The 18,032-nt window shown below is 70.7% G+C and carries 20 protein-coding genes; 8 read left to right on the top strand and 12 right to left on the bottom strand.

The features are described from left to right. Positions 1–48: 48 nt before the first annotated feature. Complete coding sequence (locus tag AB0I32_RS18790; protein WP_357508685.1) at positions 49–1,035, bottom strand: oxidoreductase; 987 nt, start codon at positions 1,033–1,035, stop codon at positions 49–51. Between the two features lie 95 nt (positions 1,036–1,130). On the opposite strand from AB0I32_RS18790, the gene AB0I32_RS18785 reads away from it, so the two are divergent. From AB0I32_RS18785 to AB0I32_RS18775, 3 genes are read left to right on the top strand one after another with little or no spacing between them, the layout of a single operon-like run. After that, positions 1,131–1,790, top strand: coding sequence for a DNA-binding response regulator (locus AB0I32_RS18785; protein ID WP_357508683.1), 660 nt, complete (start codon positions 1,131–1,133; stop codon positions 1,788–1,790). Between the two features lie 34 nt (positions 1,791–1,824). After that, positions 1,825–2,205: an MmcQ/YjbR family DNA-binding protein gene (locus AB0I32_RS18780; RefSeq protein WP_357508681.1), complete on the top strand. Its 381-nt coding sequence runs from the start codon at positions 1,825–1,827 to the stop codon at positions 2,203–2,205. 13 nt (positions 2,206–2,218) lie between these two features. Next, entirely contained in the window at positions 2,219–2,596 is a 378-nt protein-coding gene (locus AB0I32_RS18775) for a nuclear transport factor 2 family protein (RefSeq protein WP_357508679.1), read from the top strand. Positions 2,597–2,693: 97 nt separating this feature from the next. On the opposite strand, the gene AB0I32_RS18770 is transcribed toward AB0I32_RS18775, so the two are convergent. After that, a complete protein-coding gene (locus AB0I32_RS18770) occupies positions 2,694–3,479 on the bottom strand; it encodes a hypothetical protein (protein WP_357508677.1) in 786 nt (261 codons plus the stop codon). A 693-nt stretch (positions 3,480–4,172) separates the two neighbouring features. Between AB0I32_RS18770 and AB0I32_RS18765 the strand changes: the two genes are divergently transcribed. Continuing rightward, a complete protein-coding gene (locus AB0I32_RS18765) occupies positions 4,173–4,751 on the top strand; it encodes a TOPRIM nucleotidyl transferase/hydrolase domain-containing protein (protein ID WP_357508675.1) in 579 nt (192 codons plus the stop codon). A gap of 30 nt (positions 4,752–4,781) precedes the next feature. Here the strand turns inward: AB0I32_RS18765 and AB0I32_RS18760 are convergent, their stop codons facing one another. Beyond that, positions 4,782–5,828, bottom strand: coding sequence for an alcohol dehydrogenase catalytic domain-containing protein (locus AB0I32_RS18760; protein WP_357508673.1), 1,047 nt, complete (start codon positions 5,826–5,828; stop codon positions 4,782–4,784). A gap of 67 nt (positions 5,829–5,895) precedes the next feature. Then, positions 5,896–6,090 carry a hypothetical protein gene (locus AB0I32_RS18755; protein ID WP_357508671.1) on the bottom strand — a complete coding sequence of 65 codons (195 nt, stop codon included), beginning with the start codon at positions 6,088–6,090 and terminating at the stop codon, positions 5,896–5,898. Positions 6,091–6,137: 47 nt separating this feature from the next. On the opposite strand from AB0I32_RS18755, the gene AB0I32_RS18750 reads away from it, so the two are divergent. Beyond that, positions 6,138–7,169, top strand: a complete 1,032-nt coding sequence (locus tag AB0I32_RS18750) for a tyrosine-type recombinase/integrase (RefSeq protein ID WP_357452829.1) — start codon at positions 6,138–6,140, stop codon at positions 7,167–7,169. A gap of 12 nt (positions 7,170–7,181) precedes the next feature. On the opposite strand, the gene AB0I32_RS18745 is transcribed toward AB0I32_RS18750, so the two are convergent. Then, positions 7,182–8,771: an FAD-binding oxidoreductase gene (locus AB0I32_RS18745; protein WP_357508669.1), complete on the bottom strand. Its 1,590-nt coding sequence runs from the start codon at positions 8,769–8,771 to the stop codon at positions 7,182–7,184. 295 nt (positions 8,772–9,066) lie between these two features. On the opposite strand from AB0I32_RS18745, the gene AB0I32_RS18740 reads away from it, so the two are divergent. The 3 genes from AB0I32_RS18740 to AB0I32_RS18730 all read left to right on the top strand — a co-directional run bounded on the left by AB0I32_RS18740 (position 9,067) and on the right by AB0I32_RS18730 (position 12,045). Then, positions 9,067–10,371 carry a phosphatidylserine/phosphatidylglycerophosphate/cardiolipin synthase family protein gene (locus tag AB0I32_RS18740; protein ID WP_357508667.1) on the top strand — a complete coding sequence of 435 codons (1,305 nt, stop codon included), beginning with the start codon at positions 9,067–9,069 and terminating at the stop codon, positions 10,369–10,371. A gap of 68 nt (positions 10,372–10,439) precedes the next feature. Continuing rightward, on the top strand, positions 10,440–11,258 hold the full coding sequence (locus tag AB0I32_RS18735; protein WP_357508665.1) for an alpha/beta hydrolase: 819 nt from the start codon (positions 10,440–10,442) through the stop codon (positions 11,256–11,258). Positions 11,259–11,262: 4 nt separating this feature from the next. Further along, positions 11,263–12,045 (top strand): MerR family transcriptional regulator, encoded by a 783-nt coding sequence (locus AB0I32_RS18730; RefSeq protein ID WP_357508663.1) that lies wholly within the window; start codon positions 11,263–11,265, stop codon positions 12,043–12,045. Between the two features lie 17 nt (positions 12,046–12,062). On the opposite strand, the gene AB0I32_RS18725 is transcribed toward AB0I32_RS18730, so the two are convergent. The 7 genes from AB0I32_RS18725 to AB0I32_RS18695 all read right to left on the bottom strand — a co-directional run bounded on the left by AB0I32_RS18725 (position 12,063) and on the right by AB0I32_RS18695 (position 18,031). Further along, positions 12,063–12,737 (bottom strand): MBL fold metallo-hydrolase, encoded by a 675-nt coding sequence (locus AB0I32_RS18725; protein ID WP_357508661.1) that lies wholly within the window; start codon positions 12,735–12,737, stop codon positions 12,063–12,065. 137 nt (positions 12,738–12,874) lie between these two features. Beyond that, positions 12,875–13,465 carry a MerR family transcriptional regulator gene (locus tag AB0I32_RS18720; RefSeq protein ID WP_357508659.1) on the bottom strand — a complete coding sequence of 197 codons (591 nt, stop codon included), beginning with the start codon at positions 13,463–13,465 and terminating at the stop codon, positions 12,875–12,877. 122 nt (positions 13,466–13,587) lie between these two features. Continuing rightward, positions 13,588–14,097 (bottom strand): bifunctional nuclease family protein, encoded by a 510-nt coding sequence (locus AB0I32_RS18715; RefSeq protein WP_357508774.1) that lies wholly within the window; start codon positions 14,095–14,097, stop codon positions 13,588–13,590. Positions 14,098–14,230: 133 nt separating this feature from the next. Next, positions 14,231–15,070 (bottom strand): MerR family transcriptional regulator, encoded by an 840-nt coding sequence (locus AB0I32_RS18710; RefSeq protein WP_357508657.1) that lies wholly within the window; start codon positions 15,068–15,070, stop codon positions 14,231–14,233. After that, the gene (locus AB0I32_RS18705) at positions 15,067–15,540 is read right to left on the bottom strand and encodes an FHA domain-containing protein (RefSeq protein ID WP_116675148.1); all 474 of its coding nucleotides are present in this window, start codon (positions 15,538–15,540) and stop codon (positions 15,067–15,069) included. The genes AB0I32_RS18710 and AB0I32_RS18705 overlap by 4 nt, the downstream gene beginning before the upstream one ends. Positions 15,541–15,798: 258 nt before the next feature. Then, entirely contained in the window at positions 15,799–16,644 is an 846-nt protein-coding gene (locus tag AB0I32_RS18700; protein ID WP_357508772.1) for a DUF881 domain-containing protein, read from the bottom strand. Between the two features lie 115 nt (positions 16,645–16,759). Then, positions 16,760–18,031 carry a glycoside hydrolase family 27 protein gene (locus AB0I32_RS18695; RefSeq protein WP_357508655.1) on the bottom strand — a complete coding sequence of 424 codons (1,272 nt, stop codon included), beginning with the start codon at positions 18,029–18,031 and terminating at the stop codon, positions 16,760–16,762. Position 18,032 lies beyond the last annotated feature (1 nt).

The following is an 18,032-nucleotide window of genomic DNA, read 5'->3' as shown; positions in this document are numbered from 1 at the left end:
CCCAGCGCGCCGGTCGAGCCGGTGACCGCGATTCTCACGGCGGTCAGGCTACCGGGACGCGGGTACGTCCGAGGATCCCGTACCGACGCCGTCCAGCAGCGCCATCTCGTCGTCCGTCAGCCGAAGGGCTCCCGCCGCGACGTTCTCCTCCAGGTGCGCCACGCTCCCGGTACCGGGGATCGCAAGGACGTGCGGACCGCGGTGCAGGGTCCACGCCAGGCGGACCTGCGCCGGCGTCGCACCGTGCGCGGCGGCGACCTCCGCCACCTGCGCCTGACCGGTCTCGTCCGGACCACCGCTCAGCGCAGCCCCCGGCACCGCCGCCCCGACCGAGAAGAACGGCACGAACGCTATGCCGTGCTCACCGCACAGGGTGACCAGGTCGTCGTCCTCCCGGCTGGTCAGGCCGTACTGGTTCTGCACGCACACCACCGGTGCGACGGACATCGCCTCGGTCAGCTGCTCCGGCAGCACGTTGGAGATACCGAGGTGCCGGACCAGACCAGCGGAGCGCAGGTCCGCGAGCGCCCCGAAGTGCTCCGCGACCGACTCCGGCTCGCGCCCCTCACCGGCCATCCGCGTACCCCAGCGCAGGTTCACGACGTCCAGGTGGTCGCGGCCGAGCTGGCGGATGTTCTCCTCGACCTGGGCGCGCAGTTCCTCGGGGCGCGCCATGCGCTCGAACCCGCCGTCCCGGGCCCGGGACGGACCGACCTTCGTGGTGATCGTCAGATCCTCCCCGTAGGGCTGCAGGGCAGTAGCGATCAGCTCGTTCGCCGAACGCAGCGGCATGAAGTAGAAGGCCGCGGTGTCGATGTGGTTCACACCGAGCTCGACGGCCCTGCGCAGGACCGCTATCGAGCTGTCCCGGCCACGCGGCACCTCGTCCCAGGGCATACCCACCAGCCGCATCGCGCCGAGCCCTACCCGGTTGACCGTGCGATCGCCGAGCCGCCAGGTGCCGGCGGCCGCAGCATCCGGGTTCGCCGGGGTCGTCGGGGCGCTCGCTGCTGTCGTGTTCACGTCTGTCGTCATGCAGCCAGCATCACGCCGACCGGCCTCGATCCCGCCACGATGGCAACAAGCTGCCGAGCCTGGCGCGGGGGAGTACCCCTGGCAGAATCGAACCCATGCAGACCGGGGAAGCCGTCACCATCGTGCACGGCGAGCAGGAGCTCTTCGAGCGGACCAGACATCTGTTCACCACCGCGACGGACGTCGCCTGCGCGGCCAACGACCTCGCCACCTGGGCCACCGCACAGTCCTCCGCCGAGTTCACCGACCTGGTCCGCGAGCGCCGTCCGGCCGACGTCCGACTCCGCAAGATGTACCGGTCCGCACTCCTGCTCGACCAGGTCGCCGCACGAGGCCTCGCGCGAGACCGCGACCGCCACGGCGCACACGTCCGCGTCACCACCCAGGAGATCAACGAGACGATCATCCTCGACCGCCGCCTGGTGATCCTCGCCGGCGATCTCACCGCCGGCAGGCGCAGCTACAGCGTCATCACCCAGCGCGAGGCAGTACAGGGGGTCACCTCCCTGTTCGACGCGGCCTGGCACTCAGCCACCGACCTCGACGTCTACGACACCCAGATCGCCGAGATCCGCCACCTCGCACCCCAGGTCCTCGACCTGCTGAGCCAGGGAGCCAAGGACGAGGCCGCCGCCAGAACCCTCGGCCTCGGCGTACGCACCTACCGACGCCGCGTGGCCGAGCTCATGGACGCCCTCGGCGCCGAGTCACGCTTCCAGGCCGGCGTGCGGGCACGAGAGCTCGGCCTCGTCTGAGGACCGTGTCAGTGACTGGTGCAAGACTCCTGCCGTGAGCGAACGAGCCCCCGTCCCGACCGACACCGTCCAGCGCCTCGCCGCCATCCTGGAACCCCTCCCGGAGTGCGCAGAGCACGACGCCTGGACCGGCGTCGCCTGGAAGGTCCGAGACGCCACCATCGGCCACGTCTTCGGGGGAGAGGACGGCCTCGTCCGCATCACCTTCCGCGCAGAACCCGACGAGGTAGAGGCCTTCCCGCACCTCGGCCCCCAGTACTTCAAGGCCAGCTGGGGCACCAACGTCGTCGGCCTGATCCTCGACCAGCACACCGACTGGGACGAGCTCGCCGAGCTCCTCACCGACTCCTACTGCATCCAGGCACCACAAGACCTCGCCGCACAGGTCGACCGACCCGCACCCCAGGCCGGCTGACTAATCTCGAGACATGACCCAGCACACCACCGTCCAGACCTGGATCCACACCTACGAACGCCTCTGGCGCACACCAGGCACCGACACCCTCACCGACCTCTTCACCACCGACGCCACCTACAAGACCTCGCCCTGGGCAGCACCCATCGTCGGCCTGCCGGCGCTCGCGGAGTTCTGGGAGTCCCATCGTGACGGTCCGGACGAGTCGTTCACCATGTCCGCCGAGGTCGTGGCGGTGGAGGGCCCGACGGCGGTCGTCCGCGTGAGCGTCGAGTACGGCGAGTCCGGTGGTCGCTGGCTCGACCTCTGGATCATCGAGCTCAACGACGACGGCCGCTGCACCGCCTTCGAGGAGTGGCCGATCGCCCCGGACCGGGCCGTGTCCCAGTAGCTCTGGCTCGGTGGCTCTGCCTGCGGGATGTGGGGGAGTGCGCGCACGACGACGCCAGGGCTGGGACGCCGTGCTCAGCAGTCATCGTGCTCAGCAGTCACCGTGGTGAGTCCGGTTCTTCGTGGCGGACGTCCAGGCGAAGGGCGCAACAGAGCTCCTCGAGCCCGTGCTCCGCGACGAACGGCGCCAGGAGCGACACGAGTACCTGAACGGCGTCGACGATCGCGTCCTGGTCGGGGGAGCCGACGAGGGTAGCGGAGAGCTCGTCGGGTACCGGCCGGCCGGCGTTCTCCAGGCTGACGGCCCCGAACTGCGGAAAGACCACCTGTTCCTGTGCGGCGACCAGCTGGAGGTACAGGTCGCGGGCCTCGGTCAGGCTGCGCAGCGCTCTCCAGAACGTGCCCCTGCGGGCGTGCTTGAGGGCGTCACCTGCAGCGATGCAGGCGAGGAACGCCCATTCGCGTCGTCCGTCAGCGTCGGGGTCCCATGTCGTCCGATCCAGCGAGGTGGACAGCCTGTCCAATTTGTCCACCAGGGCGACGGCTTCAGGTGCGAGGCCGATGCGCGTGGCCGACGGCATGACGACGAGCGAGAGCTGCCGTCCGTCCTGGTAGATGCAGACCAGATGTGTCGTCTCCGGCCCGAACGGCTGGCGCAGCACCGCGGCCGTAGGAGCGAACTCGGTCACCGAACGTTCGATGGCGTCCAGGTCGCCGCCGTCCAGCAGGCCGACGCCGGCGTCGACGTCCGAGAACTCGTCTCCGGCGCCGCGTCCCAGGGAGCCGGCGAGCTCGAGCCACTCGACCCACGGCGTCTCGCGCGCCCAGGCGGTCAGGCTCTCGACGAGCTCGGCCGGTCCTGGCGAGGCCGGCGACGGTGACACCGGTGGCGCCGAGGAGACCAGCGTCGACGGCTCTGGCTCCGGCGGCAGCTCAGCTCCTGGTGACGATCCTGCTGGAGAACCAGGCGCCGATGCTGGTTCGGCTGATGCTGGTTCGTATGGCGATGACGTGTGCTGAGCCACGGCCGCAGTCTGGCACGTCAGCGCGCCATCTTCGCGTCGTAGATCGGCCTGTACAGCTGGATCAGGCTAGAACTGATAATGCACATTATGTCATTACGGCGGAGAATCGGCCTGGAACGACTGCCCTGCCCGCGCCGGTCGTGCTGCACGTGCTGCACGTGCTGCACGCCTCAGCGCGTGATTGGCGCCGTTGCGCACGATCGCCCTCGACGGATCCCCCTGACTTCGGTCCGTTGCTGGGTGCGCTGAGCGACTTCGGTCGCGTGCTCTGAGATCGGTCGGTTGATTGACCGATCTCAGAGCAAGCGACCGAAGTCACGAGCAACAGCCACGAGCAACGCCGCGCAACCGACCGATCTCATGGAATCAGCGGTCCGCTCCGGATGCGGCTCACACAGCACCCCGCTCCCCGCCAACCCCAACCAGCAAGACATCTATAGCATTGTGTATAGCGCAACACAACTGTCTTCCACTACCAAGCAAGGTCAACACGGTAGCAGCCGGAAAATCCTGCGGCCCGTCCCCCTGGACGAGGCATACCATCCGGGAACCATGAACCTCGCAGGAGTCCTCGCCGCTTCCACGAGCACCGTGCTGCTCGTCGAGGGCGACAGTGACCGCGCGGCGGTGGAGATGCTGGCCGCACGGCTGGGTCTCCCCCTCGACGACCTCGGGGTGCAGGTCCTCGCGATGGGCGGCATCACCAACATCGGCCATCACCTGGTGGCGCTCGGCGGCCAGGGCGTTCGCCTGGGCGGGCTGTACGACGCAGCAGAGGAACGCTTCGTCGCCAAGGGGCTCGATCGGGTGGGTCTGCGCCCCTTCGCGGCGACCACTCCCCTGACCGACCTCGGTTTCTTCCGCTGCGACCAGGACCTCGAGGACGAGCTCATCCGGGCCGTCGGCATCGAAGGGTTCCTGGCTCTGATCGACGACGAGGGCGAGCTGCGCAGCTTCGAACGGCTGCAGGGGCAGCCCGCTCAGCGGGAACGCACGACGACCCAGCAGCTGCACCGCTTCATCGGGTCCAAGGGCGGACGCAAGGAACGCTACGGGCGGCGGCTGGCCCAGGTGCTGCCGCTCGACCGGGTGCCCGCCCCGCTGGACGCGGTGCTGCGGTGGGCGACCTGACCCACGCCCCCACCTACGCCTCCAAGAGAGTCAGGCCCGCCGTGGGTCGAGCACGACCATCCCGGCGCGCGGCGCCGTGTCCATGGTCGGTACGAGCGCTGCCGCCTCGGCCAGGCCGATGACCCGGTCCAGCAGGTCCTGCGGACGCAGCGTCCCGGAGGCCACGAGCTCGAGCATCTCGGGATAGTCGGCGGCCGCCATGCCGTGGCTGCCGAGCACGTCGAGCTCCCAGCCGATCACGCGGCCCATGGGCACCCGCGGCCCGCCGTCGACCGGCGCGAACAGGCCCACCTGCACGTGGCGCCCGCGGCGGCGCAGGCTCCCGATCGCGTCGGCGCACGTCTGCTCGCTCCCGACGGCGTCCACCGCGACGTGCGCGCCGCCGTCGGTCACCTGCTGCACGACGGCGGGTACGTCGCGGCCGTCCGCGAGCACCGTGTGTTCGGCGCCGGCGCGGCGGGCCGCCTCCAGCGCACCTTCCGACCGGTCGACCGCGACGACACGGGCGCCCCGTGCGACGGCGATCATGATCGCGCTGAGGCCGACACCGCCCGCACCCACGACCACCACCCACTCCCCTGCCTGGACTCGCGCACGACCGGCCACCGCCCGGTAGGCGGTGGCGAAGCGGCAGCCGAGGCTCGCCGCGGTCTCGAACGAGACGTCGTCGGGGACGGCGACCAGGTTGGCGTCGGCCGCGTTCAGCATCACCAGCTCGGCGTACGAGCCCCAGTGCGTGAAGCCGGGCTGGGTCTGGTCGGGGCAGACCTGCGCCTGCCCGCTGCGGCACCACTCGCAGGTGCCGCAGCCGCTGACGAACGGAACGGTCACGCGGTCCCCGACCCGCCACTTCGTGACACCTGCGCCGACCTCGGCGACGGTGCCGGCGAGCTCGTGGCCGGGCACGTGCGGCAGCGTGGTGATGTCGGTGTCGTGCCCGGCCCAGGCGTGCCAGTCGCTCAGGCACAGCCCGGTCGCGTGCACCCGCACGACCACGCCCCCGTCAGGGGCGCCCGGGTCGGCCACCTCGCGGACGTCGACGGGGCCCTGGAACTGGTCGAAGACGATGGCGCGCACGAGCGGATTGAATCACGACCGCGCACATCGCAGCCGCATCCCAGCCGCCCGGTTCAGGGCGGGACCGTCAGCGCGCCGCACGCAGCGCCTCCCCCACGCCGAGCTCGTCCAGGGCCGCGAGCGCCGTCGGCCGGATGCCGAGGGCTGCTCCGCTGATGGGACGCGGCGCGTGGCAGGGCTCGACCGGGCCCGCCGGGCCGTGCCGCGGGACCTGCCGCGCGACCTGTCGAGAGGTGCGGGTCGCGCCGCAGGTCAGCGGCATATTCCGGCATATCGGGAGTGTCAGTGGTCCCGCCTAGGGTGGCGGTCATGGTCGCTCCCCCGCGCCTCGAGCGCATCACCGTCGCCGAAGCCACCCGCCGCTACCTCGCGGCGGTCGAGGTCGAGACGATCCGTGGTGTCCTGTCACCCGCCACGGCGCGCAGCTACACGCGCGACGTCACCGAGTTCGGCCGCCTCACGGGCCGTGACCGCATCCTGGACGACGTCACGGGTTCCGACGTCGACAGCGTCCTGGTGCGCTACCAGTCGGCGCCCGATGCGCGCTACACCGACCCGGACCGCAAACCCGGGCCAGGGCGCAGCACCGCCACGGTCAACCGGTTCCGGCAGTCGGTGACCCGGTTCTTCGCGTACGCGGCCCGGGAGTGCTGGGTACAGGCCGACCCCATGCAGTGGGCCGCGCCGCCGGCCAAGGTGCGTGGCACCCTGCGCACCGCGCGCACGGCGCTGTCGGCGGGAGCGGCACGCAGCCTGCTGACCGCCGGCCCCGCCGAGACTCCCGCCCGCACCGACCAGGACCTCGCGCTGCGTGACCGGCTGGTGGTCGCGCTGCTCCTGGTCCTGGGCCCGCGTGTCTCGGAGCTGGCCCGCACCGACGTCGACGACGTCGCGCGCGAGCCCGAGCGCACCACCTGGCGCATCCGCGGCAAGGGCGGCAACACGCGCACGGTGACGCTGTCCCCGCCCCTGGCCCGCGCCCTGGACGACTACCTCACCCACCTGCGTCCCACCCTGGCCGCCAAACGCCCGCAGGACGCCGATGCGCAGCGCGCCCTCCTGCTGTCCTGGCGTGGGCGCCGTATCGACACCCAGGCGATTCGCGCGTTGCTCTCCCGTGCTGTGCGCCGCATGCCCGCGCCCTATCAGCGTGAGGCCACCCCGCACGCCCTGCGGCACACCACGGCGACCCTGCTGGTGGCCGACGGCTGGGACGTCAAGGTCGTCGCGGAGCTGCTCGGGCACGCCTCGATCGCCACCACGGGCGTCTATCTCGACCGCATTGAGGGCGAGCTCGCCGCCGCGATCCGGTCCCATCCCCTGGCGGGCGCCTTCGACTGATCGTCCGGCTGCTCACGAGAACCGCGTGTAGAACGCGTTGCGGAACCGCTCCTCGGGGTCGTGCTGCCGTTTCAGCGCGAAGAACTCGTCGAGGTTCGGGTATGCCTGTGCCACCTGCTCGCGCGTGTAGTGCGGCTGGTACGGCAGGTAGAACGTGGCGTCGTGCTCCAGGGCGAGGCGCACCAGCCGCCGGGTCAGCCCCGCCATGTCGGCGTTCCCGGCGTCGGACAGGTCCTGACTGAGATACAGGACCACGGACAGCCGGGTGTCCTGCGCGTAGGACAGGAGCACCTCGTCACGGTGCACCACCCGGACGGACGCGCTGAGCAGCTCGGCGTCGTGGTCACGCAGCACGGGCGCCGCGGCTTCGAGGAACTCGCCGAGCCGGTCCGGCGCGACGAAGTACTCGTGCAGGACATCGGTACGGTCCGGGAGCTTGTGGTTGAGCAGCCCGAGCCCGTTGTACGTGGCCTGGGTCCGGGCGACCATGCAGGCCTCGGCGTCGCGCAGCGCCGCGTTGCGCGAGGTGGCGCAGGGCTGGAAGTTCGGCAGCACGTGCTTCTGCGCGACCCAGCGTGCCTCCTGGAAGAAGCCACCGTGTCTGGCGAGGTTCAGCGCGAACCGTCCCACGCGGGAGTTCTGGGTGTCCTTCAGCAGCGGGATCGGCTCGGCGACGCTCCCGGGGGCGCTGGCGTCGCTGTACGTATAGAGGATGGCCTCGGAGAGGAAGGACGACGGCGCCGTGGACAGGTGGGCGTACATCAGGCGCGCGTCCTCGTCGGGCACGACGTCCTCGCGGTAGATGCGCGCGAGGTCTCCGCTCGGGACGACGCGCTGCTCCAGCCGGTACACGGTGTCCGGAACGGTCTTCAGCTCGACCTCGGTGATCACTCCGAACAGCCCGTAACCACCGATCACCGCACTGAACAGAGCCGGGTCGCTCGCCCGGTCGACGTCGCGCACCGTGCCGTCCGCGGACACGAGCCGCAGGGACCGTATCGTCCCGGCGATCGATCCCTGCCGGAAGTCGACCCCGTGCGCGTTCACCGAGACCGTCCCGCCCACGCTGAGGATGTCGATGCTCGGCATCGCGGCAACGGCCCGGCCCTCGGCGTGCACGGTCTCGAGGACGCTCCGCCACGTGGCACCGGCTCCTACCCGCACCGTGCCAGCTTCGGCGTCCACGGTCACGGCGTCGAGCCCTCGCATGTCCAGCACGAGACCACCCGGGTAGGACGCCTGCCCGCCCATCGCGTGCCGCGTCCCCGACACGGATACCGCCAGGTCGTTCTCGCGCGCGTACGCGACCGCCTGGACCACGTCGTCCTCGCTACCGGGGCGCACGACACCGTGCACGGGGACCTCGTTCAGACAGCTGGCGTCGTTCACGACACCGCCGACCTGTTTCAGGCCTCTCAGGCCCGGAATCGTGTCCGGTGGCGCCGGGACGGTCGGGACGGCGCCCGTGGCCCCGAAGCTGACGGGCCGCACCTCGGCGGTACACGTACGGGGTCCCTCCGGCGCCGAGGAGTACCGGTCGCCCGCGAGGATGCCGACGACGAGGACCGCGACGAGGACGGTGCCCAGAGCCCAGCGCCGCACGCTCTGTATCCGCCGCCGTACCCGCCGCGCGGGGCCCGGTCCTGTCATGGGAAAGTCCCTCCGTCGGGCCACCGTTCACGACAGATGGTCCGGTCGGAGGCCTCGTGACCAGGGAGCCGTACCGCCGGCACCACGGAGGGCACCGGTGTCGTCGGTGTGAGCATAGGGACACGCGGGGCGAAATTCGCTCGAATTAACGACGTCAGCCCGCGGCGCCGTCTCACCGGCAGGCGCCACGACGCCCGGGCGTCCGTAATTCCACGATCCTGGATCTGAGACCGGGTACCGTGAGCGCGTGGCGTCTCGCAAGGTCCCAGGCAACCTCCCCCGCAATCTGCCCAAGCTCACGCTCGACGTACCGTCCGGCTTCGTGCAGCGTGCCCGCACGCTGGCGACCCGGGCCGCGATCATCGCGGCGGCGGTACCGGTAGGGGCAGCGGTAGCGCTCACCGTCACGGACAAGATCCGGCAGCGTCTGCACCCGCTCACGTCGAAGTTCCCCACGGAGAAGCCGCTCACCGAGCACATCGACCAGACCGCCACCACGGTCTACACCTACGGCGCCGACCTGTTCGAGGCGATGCTCGAGGCCATCGCCGGCGCACGCAAGACCGTGATGCTCGAGTCGTACATCTGGAAGAACGACGACATGGGCCAGCGGTTCAAGCAGGCTCTGATCGACGCGTCCGCACGCGGCGTCGAGGTGTACGTCATCGTCGACGGCTTCGCCAACCTCGTCGTCCCCTACTCGTTCTTCCGCTTCCCGCCCGCCGTGCACGTGCTGCGCTTCCCCGTGCTGCGCCCAGGGATGGCCTACCTCAACATCCGCACCTCCGGCCGTGACCACCGCAAGATCCTCGTGGTCGACGACGAGACCGGGTTCGTCGGCGGCTACAACATCGGCTCCCTGTACGCCACGCACTGGCGAGACACCCACGTCCGCCTCCAGGGGCCTTCCGCGTGGGAGCTGCGCAACGCGTTCGTCGACTTCTGGAACCGGCACCGCAAGCCACGCCACCCCATCCTGGCCGACGCCGGATCCGGGACCTGGCTGCCCCACCTCAAGGCCGCACGCAACGCGCCGTCCGAGCTCGTGTTCCCCATCCGCGGGATCTACCTCGACGCCATCGACCGGGCCATCAGCCACGTCTACATCACCCAGGCGTACTTCATCCCGGACCACGACATCCACGCCGGGCTGCTGGCCGCCGCCGCACGCGGCGTCGACGTCCGCGTCCTCGTGCCGCACCGCTCCAACCACGTCGTGGCCGACTGGCTCGCCCGCGGCCAGTACGCCTCCCTGCTGCGCGGCGGGGTGCGGATCTTCCTGTACCAGGGCGCCATGGTGCACGCCAAGACCGCCACCATCGACCGCCGCTGGACGACCATCGGCACCGCCAACATCGACCGGCTCAGCCTCACCGGCAACTACGAGATCAACCTCGAGGTCGTCGACCCGGGCCTCGCCGGCCGCATGGAGGACATCTTCGCGATGGACCTGTCCAACGCGCAGGAGCTGACCCTCGCCCAGTGGGAAGAACGCGGCGCCCTCGCCAAGATCGGCGAATACCTCCTGATCCCGCTGCGCCCCCTGCTGTAGCGAGCCGCCCGGCAGGCGTCGACGTCAGGACTTGCATTGACCTTGGGTCAGGCGCGCACTCTGAGGTCATGACCACGACGAACCACGTGCACGAGAGCGAATCGCCCTGGACCGGGATGGTGCCGGTCGACGACACAGCGCTGGCAGTGACCGACACCGGCGGCAGCGGCACTCCGGTGATCTACCTCAACGGCGCATATGCCAGTCAGAAGCATTGGCGGCGCGTCATCGCGGATCTGGGCCCGGGCTGGCGGCACATCACCTATGACGAACGCGCCCGTGGGCGATCGCTGCGTTCGGCGGACTACTCCTTCGAGGCGTGCGTCCGCGACGTCGATGCCGTGCTCGCGGCCCGGCGCGTCGATCGGCCGATCCTCGTGGGGTGGTCCTACGGTGCGGTGGTGGGCGTGCACTGGACCGGCCGCAACCCGGACCGCGCGCTGGGTGTGGTCCCCGTCGACGGCGCGTACCCGTACGACCTGTTCGGCAGCGGCCGCATGACACGCGACGACGTCCGCCGCCTGTTCCGCCGGATGGGCTGGGCGTTTCCCGTTGCTCGCCCGCTGGGTCTGGCGGCACGAATGTCCGCCGGCCAGCACGCCGAGGTCAATATCGAGCTCAACGAGATCGTCGCGGGGATCGAGCCCGTGCTGGACAGCCTGACCGTCCCGGCGCGCTGGGTGGTCGCCTCGGGCGGGAACCTGGGCGGTGAGGCCGACGAGATGGCAGAACAGCGGGCCAACCTCGGCCCCGTGCTCGCACGCAACCCCCACATCGAGGTGCATGCGACCGTCGCCAGCAACCACTCGAAGGTGCTGAGCAAGGACTCCCGTTCCATCGCCGACGCCGTCCGCGAGGTCGTTGCCCTGAGCAGCGAGAGGCGTTGAAGGCGTGACGGGTGACCTGACGATCGGTCAGGCGGCGGCGTTCGCCGGCGTCACCGTGAAGACCGTGCGGCACTACCACCGCCTCGGTCTGGTCGAGGAGCCCCGGCGCGACAGCCTCGGCTATCGGCGCTACGGCTCGGCCGGGCTGCTGCGGCTCGTGCAGGTCCGGACCTTGGCCGACGCCGGTGTGCCGCTGTCCAGGATCGGCACCATGCTCGATGCCGATCCGCAGCAGTTCGCCGGTGACCTGGCCGACGTCAAGCAACGACTCACCGATCGGATCCAGGAGCTGGTAGTGCGCCGCGACACGCTGGACCGGCTCGCGGCCGGAAACCGGCTCCTGCTGCCCGACCGCGCCTGCGCGCTGCTGGAGCGCGCCGCAGCCCTGGGCTTTCCCCAGGACTACCTGGCGCAGTCCTTGGAGCATCTCGTTCTGGCGAAGGCGCTGGTCCCGTGGGACTTCGACAGCTTCATCGCCCAGAGCGAGCGCGCCCTCGACGACGCCCAGTACGTCGCCCTGCTCAAACGCAACTGGGAAGCGCGCATGTGGGACCCGGACGATCCTCGGGTCGATGCGCTTGCCACGGAGATCGCCGACCACCTCCTCGCCAACCCCGAGATCCTGGCGATAGCCACCAGTCTCCGGAGCGAGACCGACGCGCTGGCCCGGTATGGACTGATCAGTGACTACCAGGCTCAGATCGCACCCGCGCTGGGTCGGTTGATGGCGCTCGTCGAAGCCGTCCTGCGTTCCGCGGACATCGACATCCTTCGGCAACCCACGTAGATCCGGCTCCGGCCGGTTCAGACGGCCAGTACCTCTCCTGCGGTGAGCCGCGAGTAGGTGTACTTCCCGCCCAGCCGCGCGGTGTCCAGCCACCGGCCGGTCAGCGTATGCCCGATCTCGGACAGCGGCGCGTCGTGGATCGGCACCACGGCGCCGGCGGGGACGGAACGCGCGAAGTCCATGGCCTCGGCCAGCCTCGTCCAGGGCCCCGACACCGGGACCAGCAGCACGTCAAGACCGTCGTCGGGCAGCCCTGCCGGCGCGTCGTAGGAGTCCCCCGGGTGGTACAGGCTCCGGCCGCCGAGCTCGATCAGATAGGTCACGTTCACGGCGCGCGGGACCTCGGGGTGGATGACCGCGTGGTCTCCGCCGCCGACGGTGACGCGCGCTCCGGCGATGTCCAGCACCTGACCGGCCGTCACCTCGTGGACCTGGTTCGCCGGGGCGCCACCGTCACGCAGGGCGGCCGCGCCGGGGCCGCTGGCCCACACCTCGACGCCCGGGGTGGCCGTGAGGAGCTCGGCGACCGCGGGTACGTCCACGTGGTCGAAGTGGTCGTGGGTGACGAGCACGGCCGCTGCGCCCGTGAGCGCGGCGGCGGTATCGCTGAAGGTGCCGGGGTCGATCACGAGGGTGCCGCCGTCGGGCAGGCTGAGGGAGACGCACGCGTGGCCGTGGAAGGTGAGCTGCATGCTCGCAGGTTACGCCCGACCCCTGGATATGGCAGACCGCCTGGTCGGGGTGCGTGGCGCCCCGTCCCAGACGGCTGAGTCGTTCGGTATGCAGTTCGGTAAGCGGTTCGGTATGGCGGCCGGCGTGGTCGTGGTTGTCAGACGGCGGACCTGGCCGCCCGGCGTTGCGCGAGCTCGTCGCCCTCGACCGTGGGGACCTCACCTGTCTCACCCTGGTCGAGGGTCTCGGTCGGCATCTGGGCCAGGGTGCCCTCGATCTCGCGCCACACCCGTCCGACCGCGATGCCGAACACGCCCTGGCCGCCGGCGACGAGGTCGACCACCTCGTCGGGCGAGGTGCACTCGTACACGCTCGCGCCGTCGGACATCAGCGTGATCTGCGCCAGGTCGTCCACGCCGCGCTCGCGCAGTGCGGTGACGGCGGTGCGGATCTGCTGCAGGGAGACGCCCGTGTCGAGGAGTCGCTTGACGACCTTGAGCACGAGGATGTCGCGGAAGCTGTACAGCCGGTGCGTGCCGGAGCCGGTGGCCGGTTTGATGCTCGGCTCGACGAGGCCGGTACGGGCCCAGTAGTCGAGCTGACGGTACGTGATGCCGGCGATGTGGCATGCCGTGTTTCCGCGGTAGCCCGTCGTGGCGTCCTGCTCCGTCAGGTCCTCACCGAAGAGGAGACCCTGCGCGCCGTGCGGGACCGTAGCGCGTGTGGCTCTCTCACCGCTGGTGTTCACTGTGCCTCCTGGGGTGTCGTGGCCACGCTAAGGCGCGTCGAAGGTGATTTCAAAGATGCGCGCCGTGAAAGGTTCGGCGTGTCGCGAGTTGGTGGGTTTTCACCCACCAGATTGATCCCTTTTCACCCGGTTCGACCGCCGCCGCCCTGGGCCCCACCTCCTGGCGGTCCCAGGAAGTCTTCGGGCGTGACGTGGTCCAGGAAGTCGCGGAACCGCTCGACCTCTGCCTGCTGGTCGACGTCGACGATCTCCACGCCGGCCAGCGCGACGATCTCGGCGGAGCACAGGACGGGGCTGCCGGTGCGCACGGCAAGCGCTATCGCGTCGGAGGCGCGGGAGTCGAGGTGGACGCCGTTGCTCAGGACGAGCTCGGCGAAATAGATCCCGCCTTCCAGGGCGACGATGTCCACTCGTTCGAGCGCGACGCCCACCGCGCCGAGGACGTCGCGCAGGAGGTCGTGGGTCATGGGGCGCGGGGTGGCCAGCCCGGCCTGTGCCATGGCGATGGCGCTGGCCTCGCGCGCTCCGATGACGATGGGGATGGCCAGGTCTGCGGCACTGTCGAGCAGCAGCACGACGATCTCCTGATCGCGCTGCTGCTGTCGAACGCCGAGGATCTCCACGGGAACCATCGGCACGTCGTCAGGCCTCACGCTTTCACCGTACGGCCATTGACGGTCGCTCGTCGCGCGCTCGGGACAAATTTCTGGTCACGGGCCGGTCGCCCGGTGGCAATGGCGGGTGATTCTTTGTGGCGGTGACGGCTCAGCCGAGGTCGTCGATGCCCTGCCGGACCCATGCGGCGTGCAAGCGGGTGAACAGCTCGCCCATGTCGCTGGCCATGCTCGCGGCGCGGCCGCGGGCCGCGCTGGCGTGCTGGCTGCGCAGGGGTGCGACGACCTGGTCCACGAGCGCTACCTGCCGGTCGGCGGCAGTGCGGAAGGAACGCAGGTGGCGCGGTTCGATGCCGAACTCGGCCAGCGCGCCCGCGATGCGGGCCACCTCGACGGCGCCAGAGCCGAACGTGCCGCCCGACGCGGGCAGGAGCCCTGCCTGGGCGAGGTCCTGCACGAACTCCTCGGTGACGCCGGCGGCCTCGGCCACGGCCTGCGCGGTCCAGCGGCGTCGGGCGGGCGCGCCCGTGCCGGCCAGGCGTGGTGCGGGGTGCTCGGCCGAGTCGGGGTCTGCGTCCATCGCGGCGAGGCGTTCCTTGATCACCTTCAGCGGCATGTAGCTGTCGCGCTGCTCGGTGAGGACGAATCGCAGGCGCTCGACGTCGGCCTGGCTGTACTGGCGGTAGCCCGACGGCGTGCGCACCGGCTCGATCAGGCCCTGCTCCTCGAGGAAGCGGAGCTTGGAGTGCGATACGGACGGGAACTCCTGGCCGAGGGCGCGCAGGACGTCGCTGATGCGCATGGTGGCCTGGCGGGAGATCCCGCGGGGCCAGGGCGCGTCGAGGTCGTCCTGTGCGGCACCGTGCTCCTGACCGCGCAGCTGGTCATGCTGCGGGCCCTCGTCGTCATGGGTGCGCTCGTGGGCGCGGTCATGACGCGGTTCGGTGCCGCCGTGGACCCCACGATGGTCGCGTGCGGCTCCGGCCGTCACGGGGCGGGCGTCCCCGCGCCCCACTGCGCCGGCGACTGCGGGCTGGCGTGGAAGGTGAGGCGGAACTTGCCGATCTGCACCTCGTCGCCGGTGACCAGCGTGGCGGCGTCGATGCGACCGCGGTTGACGTAGGTGCCGTTCAGGGAGCCGATGTCGCGGACGACGAACGAGTCGCCCTCGCGGACGAACTCGGCGTGCTTGCGGGAGACCGTGACGTCGTCGAGGAAGATGTCGGCCTGCTCGCTGCGGCCGGCGACGCTGCGGCCGGTGTCCAGGAGGAAGCGGGCGCCGAATCCCGGGCCGCGCTGCACGATGAGCAGCGCGGAGTGCCGCGGCAGGGCGGCGACGGCGGCGGCTTCCTCGGGGCTGAGCGCCGTGCGGGGCGCCTGCTCGTCTGAGGTCGGGAACGCGATCCGACCCAGGTTGGCCGTGGTATCGGGCCCGACCGGATGGGCGCTGGGGTCCGTCATCAGGTCTCCTCGGGTGCGGTGGTGATACTGCGGCGGTGGTGAGGTGGGTCGCTACGTTCGGACAACGGTCGGGACCGCGTCCGGGTTCCACTCAACCTACCTCGATCAGGTTCGAGGCGGGAACCAAAGAAGGGAACCAACCCGGATAAAACTACCCAGGTCACGGCCGTTCCGCATGCCAGATTTCACAGCTCGGCCCGATGTGGCGGTGATCTTCGCCAGGAACCGGCGCAAACGTGGCGCGAGTCACTCCTCCAGTCACTTCTCCTGGGTCGGTTCGGCGTGCTCCGGCTCGCCGGGGATCCGCACGGCATCGACGCTGACCTGGTCCGAGACGGTGGTGGTCGCTTCGCCACCCTCCTCCCGGATCCGGGGCAGGGCGCCGCCGGGGATCTCGAGGGCGCGGTCGATCGTCTCGGGGTTGCCGATGGCGGTCCACTCGTACGGGGAGGCGATGGCGGCGCCGTCGAGCACGACGCCGCCGCCGGAGTCGACGAAGTAGCTGGTGGTGACGAGCCGTACCCCGTTGACCTCGATCGCCTCGGCCCCGGCGTTGCGCAGCTCCTCCAGGAGGTTGAACAGGACCTGTGCCTCCAGCGGCCGGTCGCCGTCGGCCACGTGGACCTGCACGCCAGGGCCGTGGGCGGGGAGCCGGCCCGAGAGGATCCCCTCCTGCTCTGCGCGCTGCCGCGCGAGGTCACGCGCGGCCTGGTCGCGCCCGTCCTCCGACCGCAGGTCGTCCCGGATCTCCTCCAGGTCGCTGACCTGCGCGTCGAGCTGGTCGGCGCGCTGCGTCACCTCGTCGAGGAGCCGCACGAGCTCGTCCTGGCGCAGGCTGCTGAGCTGGTCCCCCGTCGACTGCCCCACCTGGACGGCCAGCGCGAACCCGAGCGCCAGGCACAGCAGGCCGGTGAGCAGCTCGGAGCGTGTGCCGCGGGGCCGCAGCAGCTGCGCCACACGCTTCCAGCCCGACGCCGCCGCGGCCTGCCCCGGCACAGGCGGCGTCGGCTCCGCGTCGTCGTGGACGTCGGCGGCCGTCTTCTCGGCCCCGTCCTCAGCGCGGTCCTCGGCGCGGTCCTCGGCGCGGTCCTTGCCGTTGCCCATGCTCACGCCCTGAAGCCATGCCCGTGGGTGCTGGTGTCTCCGTACATCGCCAACACTCTACTCGGGAGCAGATCGCCCACGCGCTGGTGCCGGGCCCGGGCCGTCGGCTCGAGGGTCAGCTCAGCCGCAGCAGGCGCGTGCCGTGGGCGGGCACGGTCACGCGCACGCTGCCGTCGCGCAGCGGCACGCCGTCCCCGGCCCAGAGGTCGTGGACCTGCCCGCGGCGCTCGCTGCCGACGTCGGAGAGATGGACGGTCACCTCCTGCGACTCGTCGCCGAGCCAGAAGACGGCGCACACCTCGTGGTCCGGGAAGTCGGCGCGCCAGATCACCAGTGATCCGTCCCGCACGATCTCCCGGCTACCCGTGCTCGAAAGGAGCCTCAGCACGTCCGCGTTCTGCAGCAGCCCCAAGGTCTCGGGCGGCGTGGCGGGCAGGTGCCCGCCGAACATCAGCGGCGAACGCATCATGACCCAGAGCGTGATCATCGTGCGCTGCTCCTCCAGCGTGAGCCGCGAGTCCCGCTCCTGGCCGACGTGCGCTCGAACACCAAGGCGTCCCAGGGGCAGCATGTCCGCATCGGCCCAGGCGCCCGGGCGCTGGTGCGGCGCCCAGCGGGCAGCGCGCTGGAACATCTCCTCCAGCTGCGGCCATGCGTCCCACAGGTCGTCGGAGATCCGCCACATCTCCGAGTGCAGGGCCAGCTCCTCCCGGTGGGCCAGGGACAGCGCCCTGCCCGGCGAGAGACTCAGGACGATCGGTCGTCCGCACCGCTCGATCGCTCGCGAGTAGGCGGCGATCTCGACACCCTGGGTCGGCGGGTAGAGCACGTCGTCGAGCTTGACGAAGTCCACTCCCCACTCGGCGAACAGCGCGAGCTGGGAGTCGTAGAACGCCTGCGCTCCGGGAGCCGAGTGGTCGATGCCGTAGTTGTCAGGGTTCCAGGGACACACGTTCCCCCGGTCGGCGATCCTGGCCGCCGTGGTGTTACCGCCGAGTACCGGTAGGTCCAGGTCCACCGCTCTGCGAGGGATCCCCCGCATCATGTGCAGGCCGAAGCGCAGTCCCAGGTCGTGGATGCGGTCCGCGAGCTCCCGGAACGAGCCGTCGGCGGCCGACGGAAAACGCCCGGGAGCCGGGAGCTGCCTGCCCCACTCGTCCAGCACCGGATCGGATACCGGCTGGTAGGCGTGGACGCCCGCCTCGGGCTCGTACCACTGGATGTCGACCACCACGGTGTCCCAGCCGTACGGCAACAGGTGCTGAGCCATGAACTGGGCGTTGGCCATGACCTCGGCCTCGGTCACCGAGCTGCCGAAGCAGTCCCAGCTGTTCCATCCCATCGGCGGCAGCCCCGCGCGGACCTTGCGTTGCGAATCGATGCGCACG

This window comes from Promicromonospora sp. NPDC050249 (genome assembly GCF_040656015.1).
Lineage (GTDB): Bacteria > Actinomycetota > Actinomycetes > Actinomycetales > Cellulomonadaceae > Promicromonospora.
The sequence above is the reverse complement of the archived record's forward strand: the minus strand, read 5'-3'. Positions and strand labels throughout refer to the sequence as shown.